The organism is Microbispora sp. CL1-1, assembly GCF_012034195.1.
Lineage (GTDB): Bacteria > Actinomycetota > Actinomycetes > Streptosporangiales > Streptosporangiaceae > Microbispora.
Genome location: NZ_JAATEK010000128.1, coordinates 1 through 1,391 on the forward strand (window position 1 = coordinate 1; position 1,391 = coordinate 1,391).

The 1,391-nt window shown below is 67.0% G+C and carries 1 protein-coding gene; it reads right to left on the minus strand.

Going from position 1 to position 1,391, the window contains the following annotated elements:
- Positions 1-41: 41 nt before the first annotated feature.
- Positions 42-1,292 carry an IS256 family transposase gene (locus HCK04_RS40245; protein WP_260617575.1) on the minus strand — a complete coding sequence of 417 codons (1,251 nt, stop codon included), beginning with the start codon at positions 1,290-1,292 and terminating at the stop codon, positions 42-44.
- Positions 1,293-1,391: the final 99 nt, after the last annotated feature.

Sequence of the window (1,391 nt, forward strand, 5' to 3'; positions counted from 1 at the left end):
GGGCCTGTCCAGCGAACGGTGTAACTCGGCTTCGGTTTGTTCTAGCGGCGGGTTGCTGACAGTCGGCCTTCGAAGGTGATCTCGAAGGCGTTCAGGGCGGCCTTCCACCGGTTCATCCAGCGTTTGCGGCCCTTGCCCGTCGGGTCCAGGCTCATGATGGCCATGTAGACGCACTTGAGCGCGGCCTGCTCGTTGGGGAAGTGGCCGCGGGCCTTGACCGCCCGACGGATCCGGGCGTTGACCGACTCGATCGCGTTCGTCGAGCAGATCACCCGGCGGATCTCCACATCAAAGGACAGGAACGGCACGAACTCCGCCCAGGCGTCCTGCCACAACTTCACGATCGCCGGGTACTTGCCGCCCCAGACCTCGGCGAACTCGGCGAACCGCTCGAGCGCGGCGGCCTCGGTCGGGGCGGTGTAGACCGGCCGCAGCGCCTTGGCGATGGCGTCCCAGTGCTGGCGTGCGGCGTAGCGGAAGGAAGCGCGCAGCAGGTGCACCACGCAGGTCTGCACCACGGTCTGCGGCCAGACCTGCTCGATGGCCTGCGGCAGCCCTTTGAGGCCGTCGCAGACCATCATGAGCACATCGGCGACGCCCCGGTTCTTGATCTCGGTCAGCACGTGCAGCCAGAACTTGGCGCCCTCGCCGCCGTCGCCGGCCCACAACCCGAGAATGTCGCGCTCACCGTCGGCGGTGACCGCCAACGCCACGTAGATCGGCCGGTTGGCGACCTGCCCTTCACGGATCTTGACGTGGATGGCGTCGATGAACACCACCGGGTAGACGGGGTCCAGAGGGCGGTTCTGCCACTCGGTCATGCCCTCGATCACCGCGTCGGTGATCGTGGAGATGGTCTGCTTGGACACCTCCGCCCCGTAGACCTCGGCCAGGTGCGCCGAGATCTCCCCGGTGGTCAGGCCCTTGGCGGCCAGCGAGATGACCATCTCATCCACACCCGGCAGCCGCCGCTGCCGCTTGCGCACGATCTTCGGTTCGAAGCTGGCGTCCCGATCCCGAGGCACGTCGATCTCGACCGGCCCGACGTCGGTGATGACCGTCTTGGTCCGGGTGCCGTTACGGGAGTTGCCGCTGCCGCGACCGGCCGGATCATGCTTGTCGTAGCCGAGGTGGTCGGTCAGCTCGCCTTCCAGGGCCGACTCCAAAACCAGCTTGGTCAGCCGGCCCAGCAGCCCGTTCTCCCCGACCAGCTCCAGCCCCTCGGCGCGGGCCTGGCCGACCAGGCGGGCCACCAGCTCACGATCCGACGCCTCATGCTCTTTCCGCGCCACCGCGGTGTCCTCCAGGTCCAGCGCCTCAGACTGCTGGATCACCGTACTCGTCACAGGTGTCTCCTTGATCAGGAGTTACACCGTTGTTTGTACAGTCCC